Here is a 6,275-nt window from a genome sequence, read left to right as displayed (position 1 = left end):
GGCGGCGATCGACGCCCACTTCAAGGCCCCGCACATGGCGACCTGGCGCGCGGCCAACGCCGAGCTCGGGGTTTTCGAGAGGCGCCTGTCCCTGTACGAGGTCGCCTCCGAACGCGCACTAGGCTGAGGACTGCTTCCATGACCGACCTGCTTCTCCTGCCCGGCGACGGGATCGGGCCGGAAGTGACCGCGCAGGTGCGCCGCGTGGCCGAGGCGCTGACGCCCGACCTCACGCTCGACGAGCGCCCCTTCGGCGGCGCCAGCTACGACCAGTTGGGCACGCCGCTGGCCGACGAGACGCTCGCCGCCGCCAAGGCCTCGCGCGCGGTGCTGATGGGCGCCGTGGGCGGCCCGCAGTGGGCCGGCGTCCCGCGCGACAAGCGCCCCGAGGCCGGGCTCCTGGCGCTCCGCGCCGGCATGAACGTGTTCGCGAACCTCAGGCCAGCCCTCTGCTTCCAGCCGCTGGCCGACGCGTCGACCCTGAAGCGCGAGGTCGTCGAAGGCCTGAACCTGATGATCGTCCGCGAGCTGGTCGGCGGCATCTACTTCGGCAGCCCGCGCTTCATCGAGGACCTGCCGGGCGGCGGCAAGCGCGCCGTCGACACCCAGGTCTACACGACACCCGAGATCGAGCGCGTCAGCCGCGTGGCCTTCGAGCTGGCCCGCGGCCGGCGCAACAAGGTGGCCTCGGCCGAGAAGTCCAACGTGATGGATAGCGGCTTGCTGTGGCGCGAGGTGGTCACCGACCTGCACAAGCGCGAATACGCCGACGTGGAGCTGACCCACATCCTGGCCGACAACGCCGCCATGCAGATCGTCAAGGACCCCAAGCAGTTCGACGTCCTGCTCACCGACAACCTGTTCGGCGACATCCTGTCGGACGCCGCGGCCCAACTCACCGGCTCGCTCGGGATGCTCCCGTCCGCCGCGCTGGGGGTTGCAGGAACCCCGGGCCTCTACGAGCCCATCCACGGCTCTGCGCCCGACATCGCCGGCAAGGGCGTGGCCAATCCCCTGGCCGCGATCCTGTCGTTCGAGATGGCGCTCCGCTGGTCCCTCGATCGACCCGCCGACGCCGACCGGTTGTTCGCGGCCGTGAACAAGGCCCTGGAAGCCGGCGCCCGCACCCGGGACCTGGGTGGGACGCTGGGCACGGTGGAAATGGGCGACGCGGTGCTGCGCGCGCTCTAGAGCTTCAGCCGCCAGGTCTCCGACACCTCGGGCTTGCCGAAGTCGTCGTGGACCCAGGTCTCGGTCAGCTCGAAGCCGACGGCCTTGTAAATGCCGCGCGCCGCGGTCAGCACCTCGTGGGTCCAGAGCACGATCTCGCGGTTGCCCTTCTCGCGGGCGAAGCTCACGCACTCGTCCACCAGCCGCCGGCCCAGCTTCTCGCCGCGGGCGGCGGCCTCGACCATCAGCAACCGCAAGCGCGCCACGCCGGGCTCGCTGTCCTTCACCAGGAAGACCGATCCCACGCGCTCGCCGCCGCGCTCGGCGATCCAGCACCGCTCCAGCTCGGGGTCGAAGTTGTCGAGGAAGTCGGCGCAGATCCGGGCCGTCACGGCCTCGATCTTCGGCGCCCAGCCGTACACGGTCCCGTAGAACACCCCGTGCCGCTCGGTGACCCAGCCCATGTCGCCGGTCTGGTGGGATCTGAGCACGATCGGCGCCTTGTCTGGCTGCGGCTGCAGCAGGGTCTGGGCGGTGTCGAGCGCCCCGGCCAGGCGCGCCTTGTCGGGCGCCGACAACCCGCCGATCAGCTCGCCCACCCGGTCGATGGTGCGGGCGTTGAGGGATGCGAAGAACTCGTGGCCCCGTGCCGTCAGGCGCAAGGTCACGCTGCGCCCGTCGACGTCGGACCGCCGCCGCTCGATCATGCCGTCGCGCTCCAGCTTCGACAGCATCCGCGACAGGTAGCCCGCGTCCACGTCCAGCGCCGCGGCGACCGCGCTGGGGGTGACCATCTCGCCGTGGGCGATCTCGTACATCACCCGGTTCTCGGCCAGCGTGTACGGCCCGCCCAGGTAGCCGCGCTCCAGCACCCCGATGGCGCGGGTGTAGAACCGGTTGAAGCGGCGGACGGTGGCGACGGTGTCGAGGGCTTCGCTCATGCCGCCAGTGCACGGCACTTAGTTGACGCAGTCAAGTATCTCCCTGCGGCGCCCTCGCGCACCCCGGGGTAGGCCCCCGTTAAGCGCATGGCGCGACACTGTTCACGTGAAGGACGACCTCGACATCCCGAACAAGCCGTACCGGCGCGCCGGCGACGACGATGTGCTGGCGCTGGCCGAGGGACTCGTCGGCTCGCTCGGCAAGACCTTCGACCGCGGGGGCCTCGAGGTGCTGCAGCAGGTGGTCGAGAGCTATCCCGACAGCGGTCGCGACGGCGGCGGCGAGGTGGCGGCCAGTCTGAAAGGCCTGATCGGCGACTTCCTGGCGTCCCAGGCCTACGACCGCGAAGCCATCGCCGTGCACGTGCGCGCCTGGCGCTTCATGCTGAGCCGCAAGCCCGAGAAGGCCGAGCGGCTGAGGATCCTGTCGGGCCTGCGCGACGTGCGCGACCTCTACGCGGCCGCCTGAAGCCGTTGACGGCGTCCGGAGCGGCCCCACATCGTGGGACGACCTCTGGAGGAACCCCCGTGCCGTCACAGACCTGGCTCGTGAAGTCCGAGCCGTCCACCTACAGCTACGCCGACCTCGAGCGCGACGGGAAGACCGTCTGGGACGGCGTGCGCAACTTCACCGCGCGCGGCCACCTCAAGGAGATGCAGGTCGGCGACCAGGTGTTCTTCTACCATTCGCAGGAGGGCAAGGCGGTGGTCGCCATCGCCGAGGTCGCCAAGGAAGCCTTCCCCGACAAGAGCGACGAGACGGGCCGCTTCGTGGCCGTCGAGCTGAAGCCGGTCCGCTCCCTCAAGCAGCCCGTCACGCTGGAGGACATGAAGGCCAACCCGGCGCTCGCCGAACTCAAGATGATCCGCCAGGGCCGCCTGTCGGTGTCGCCGGTCACCGCCGACGAGTGGAAGGCGATCCTGAGGATGGCGGGGGAGTAGCGCCCAGCAGCTACGCCGTGATCGTCATCTGCGTCTGGATCACCAGCGCCAGCAGCTTGCCGTCGGCGTTGGTGATGCGGGTCTGCCAGACCGACGAGCGCCGGCCCACGTGCAGCGGGGTCGATTCCCCCTCGATCGTCGAGCCCGCCGGCGCGCCGCCGAGAAAGTTCGTCTTGCTCTCCAGCGTCGTCGTCCGCGTCCCCTCGGCCAGGTTCATCACCGCGCCCGTCGCCCCCAGCGCGTCGGCGAAGGCCATGTAGGCGCCGCCGTGGCAGATGCCGCCCGACGTGCAGAGGTCGTCGCGCACGACCATCCGGCCCCGCACGCGGTCCTTGCCGCGCTCCAGCACCTCGACGCCCATCAGGTTGGAAAACGGCATCCCGGTTTCGGCCACGGCCTTGGTCTCCTCGCGCATCTGCGGTCCGTTTAGGCGCCTCACCTGCACGCCGCCATGACCCCGAAGGTAATAGACTTAGGCAGGTCCGACTTCCGCCAGACGCATCACAGCCTATCTGATGCAGTGATCAGGATCGCTTCGGTTGCCTTGCGGGTGCGCAGGGCGTAACGGGACGCTCCCTCAAGTTCTTAGGAGACGCCAATGGGTTACCGGGTCGCCGTTGTCGGCGCCACGGGCAACGTGGGCCGCGAGATGCTGAACATCCTCGAGGAAGTGAACTTCCCCGTGGAGAAGCTTCACGCGATCGCGTCGCGCAATTCCATCGGCGTGGAAGTCTCGTTCGGCGCGAAGACCCTGAAGTGCGAGGACGTGGAGCAGTTCGACTTCTCCACAGTCGACCTCGTCCTGATGAGCGTCTCGGGCACGTTCTCCAAGGAATGGGCGCCCAAGATGGGCGCCGCCGGCCCCATCGTCATCGACAACTCCTCGGCCTGGCGCATGGACCCCGACGTCCCGCTGATCGTGCCGGAGGTGAATCCGGACGACGTGGAGTGGGCCAACCGCAAGAACATCATCGCCAACCCCAACTGCTCGACGGCCCAGCTGGTGGTGGCGCTGAAGCCGCTGCACGACCTGGCGAAGATCAAGCGCGTGGTGGTGGCGACCTACCAATCGGTCTCCGGCGCCGGCAAGGAAGGCATGGACGAGCTCTGGGACCAGACCAAGGGCATCTTCGTCCTGGGCGCCCCGCCGCCCAAGAAGTTCCCCAAGCAGATCGCCTTCAACGTCATCCCGTTCATCGGGACGTTCCAGGACGACGGCTACACCGACGAAGAGCACAAGATGTGGGACGAGACCCACAAGATGCTCGACCCGGCGATCAAGCTGACGGTCACCTGCGTGCGCGTGCCGGTGATGGTGGGCCACTCCGAGGCGGTGAACATCGAGTTCGAAAACCCCATCGACGAGGACGAGGCCCGCGACCTGCTGCGCGAGAGCCCCGGCCTGATCGTGATCGATAAGCGCGAGCCCACCGGCTACATCACGCCCAAGGAAGCCCAGGGCGAGTTCCCGGTCTACGTCAGCCGAATCCGCAAGGACCCGACCGTCGAAAACGGTCTCTCCCTCTGGGTGGTCGCCGACAACCTGCGCAAAGGCGCGGCCCTCAACGCCGTGCAGATCGCCGAGCTGCTCCACGCGCGCGGCCTGATCCGCCAGAAGGCCCTGGCCTAGCAATGAGCCCGTCGAACGCGTCGGGCGAATCTCGCCTGGCGCTTTCGGCCGGGATCGCCTGCTATTTCATCTGGGGCTTCGTGCCCTTGTTCTTCCAGGCGCTGGGCCGCATGGGCGTCTCGCCGTGGGAGATCCTGGCCCACCGCATCGTCTGGAGCGTGCCGACGGCCGCCGTATTTGTCCTGCTGGCGAAGCAGGGGCGGCAAGTGGCCGCCGTGATCCGCCAGCCACGGACCATGGCCTGGCTCGCGCTCTCGTCGGTGCTGATCGCCATCAACTGGGTGGTGTTCATTTGGTCGGTGAACACGGGCCGGCTGCTTGAGACCAGCCTCGGTTACTACATCAATCCGCTGGTGATCATGGCCGCGGGCGCGCTCCTGTTCCGCGAACGCATCGACCGGATCGGGATGATCGCCATCGGCTTCGCGCTCGCCGGCGTGGCCGTGCAGGCAATCGCGCTGGGCCAACTGCCCTGGGTGTCGATCGTCCTGGCGCTGAGCTTCGGCGGCTACGGCATCGTGCGCAAACAAGTGAACGCCGACGCCCAGACGGGTTTCCTGGTCGAGACCCTGGCCGTCGGGCTGGTGGCCGTCGCCTACCTGGCGTGGCTGCAGGGCCAGCAGGCGGGCCATTTCGGCGACCCGACGACCGCCGTCTGGCTCATCCTCTCCGGCCCGGTGACGGCCATCCCGCTCGTGCTCTTCTCGTGGGCGGCGCGACGCATCCCGCTCTCCCTGATGGGCTTCCTCCAGTTCTTCTCGCCGACCATCAGCTTCTTCATCGGCGTGGCCCAAGGCGAGCCCTTCACGCCGGTCCGCGCGCTGTCCTTCGCCCTGATCTGGTGCGGCGTGGCCGTGTTCCTCTACGGCGCGTGGCGCAGGTCCCGTACGGTGATCGCGGCGCAGAAGGCCGTCGAGGCGCCGGCGGAGTAGTCCTGCAGGACGTTTCCGCAAGCTCGGCGCCGACATGCACAAACGCCTAGCGGGCATGCGAAATCGCTGATCTATGCAGTGTTCAGATGGTGCTACAAAGAGGGTGTCCACACGGACAGCCCCGCTCCCGCGGGGTTCAACCCGAAGACCTCAAGGTGTGTGTCATGACCGTCTCTCGCATCGAACGCCAAGCCGACCGCTTCGCCCCCGTCGCCCTGCTGCTGATCGGCCTCTTCACGGCCTTCTCGACCGCTGGCCTCGGCATCTGATCTCCAGTCCGACAAACCAGCTTCGGACGAGGGCCCTTCGGGGCCCTTTTTCGTTTTCCCCCCTTAATGGGGAGGGACACCTCGCCGCAGGCGAGCAGGGTGGGGCGGTATCGATCCTCCCTCACCTCCGAGCCTTGATCCACGCTTTCCCACCCCGGCCGCTTCGCGGCCTGTCCGTCCCCATTAAGGGAGGGAGGCGTAGGCCGCTTCGATCAGCCGCTTCGGGCGCGCGTCCCCCATCAGGGCCACGCCCTGCTTGTTCATGGCGTAGGCGCCGCCCAGGCGCCGCTGCGGGTCGGCGAAGGCGCAACTGCCGCCCCAGCCCGAGTGGCCGAAGCTCTCCGTCCCCGGCCCCCAGGGGAAGTTGATCTCGTTGCGCATGAAGCCCGCC

The 6,275-nt window shown here is 68.5% G+C and carries 7 protein-coding genes and 1 pseudogene; 5 read left to right on the top strand and 3 right to left on the bottom strand.

Features of this window, described 5'->3' with window-relative positions; genetic code table 11:
• The first annotated feature begins 138 nt into the window (after nucleotides 1-138).
• A complete protein-coding gene (leuB, locus tag VGD44_RS06340) occupies nucleotides 139-1,191 on the top strand; it encodes a 3-isopropylmalate dehydrogenase (RefSeq protein WP_331085034.1) in 1,053 nt (350 codons plus the stop codon).
• Here leuB and VGD44_RS06335 read toward each other — a convergent pair.
• Complete coding sequence (locus tag VGD44_RS06335) at nucleotides 1,188-2,111, bottom strand: bifunctional helix-turn-helix transcriptional regulator/GNAT family N-acetyltransferase (RefSeq protein ID WP_331085033.1); 924 nt, start codon at nucleotides 2,109-2,111, stop codon at nucleotides 1,188-1,190. The two genes, leuB and VGD44_RS06335, sit on opposite strands and share 4 nt — an antisense overlap.
• 106 nt (nucleotides 2,112-2,217) lie before the next feature.
• Here VGD44_RS06335 and VGD44_RS06330 point away from each other — a divergent pair, with 106 nt between their 5' ends.
• Both VGD44_RS06330 and VGD44_RS06325 read left to right on the top strand, forming a co-directional pair.
• On the top strand, nucleotides 2,218-2,580 hold the full coding sequence (locus tag VGD44_RS06330) for a hypothetical protein (RefSeq protein WP_331085032.1): 363 nt from the start codon (nucleotides 2,218-2,220) through the stop codon (nucleotides 2,578-2,580).
• A gap of 59 nt (nucleotides 2,581-2,639) precedes the next feature.
• Nucleotides 2,640-3,053, top strand: coding sequence for an EVE domain-containing protein (locus VGD44_RS06325; protein WP_331085031.1), 414 nt, complete (start codon nucleotides 2,640-2,642; stop codon nucleotides 3,051-3,053).
• A gap of 10 nt (nucleotides 3,054-3,063) precedes the next feature.
• Here the strand turns inward: VGD44_RS06325 and VGD44_RS06320 are convergent, their stop codons facing one another.
• Nucleotides 3,064-3,468 carry a PaaI family thioesterase gene (locus tag VGD44_RS06320; protein ID WP_331085030.1) on the bottom strand — a complete coding sequence of 135 codons (405 nt, stop codon included), beginning with the start codon at nucleotides 3,466-3,468 and terminating at the stop codon, nucleotides 3,064-3,066.
• A gap of 183 nt (nucleotides 3,469-3,651) precedes the next feature.
• On the opposite strand from VGD44_RS06320, the gene VGD44_RS06315 reads away from it, so the two are divergent.
• Entirely contained in the window at nucleotides 3,652-4,683 is a 1,032-nt protein-coding gene (locus tag VGD44_RS06315; RefSeq protein WP_331085028.1) for an aspartate-semialdehyde dehydrogenase, read from the top strand.
• 2 nt (nucleotides 4,684-4,685) lie between these two features.
• Entirely contained in the window at nucleotides 4,686-5,615 is a 930-nt protein-coding gene (rarD, locus tag VGD44_RS06310) for an EamA family transporter RarD (RefSeq protein WP_331085026.1), read from the top strand.
• Nucleotides 5,616-6,067: 452 nt separating this feature from the next.
• Here rarD and VGD44_RS06305 read toward each other — a convergent pair.
• Nucleotides 6,068-6,275: pseudogene (locus VGD44_RS06305) on the bottom strand (esterase); the annotation flags it as partial.

It is taken from the genome of Phenylobacterium sp., from assembly GCF_036402295.1.
GTDB lineage: Bacteria > Pseudomonadota > Alphaproteobacteria > Caulobacterales > Caulobacteraceae > Phenylobacterium.
This window is presented reverse-complemented; position numbering and strand designations above follow the sequence as displayed.

Excerpts from the sequence above, each read along its gene's own strand:
- rarD (WP_331085026.1), top strand. The coding sequence starts at position 4,686 with ATGAGCCCGTCGAACGCGTCGGGCGAATCTCGCCTGGCGCTTTCGGCC.
- VGD44_RS06315 (WP_331085028.1), top strand. The coding sequence starts at position 3,652 with ATGGGTTACCGGGTCGCCGTTGTCGGCGCCACGGGCAACGTGGGCCGC.
- VGD44_RS06335 (WP_331085033.1), bottom strand. The coding sequence starts at position 2,111 with ATGAGCGAAGCCCTCGACACCGTCGCCACCGTCCGCCGCTTCAACCGG.
- leuB (WP_331085034.1), top strand. The coding sequence starts at position 139 with ATGACCGACCTGCTTCTCCTGCCCGGCGACGGGATCGGGCCGGAAGTG.
- VGD44_RS06320 (WP_331085030.1), bottom strand. The coding sequence starts at position 3,468 with ATGCGCGAGGAGACCAAGGCCGTGGCCGAAACCGGGATGCCGTTTTCC.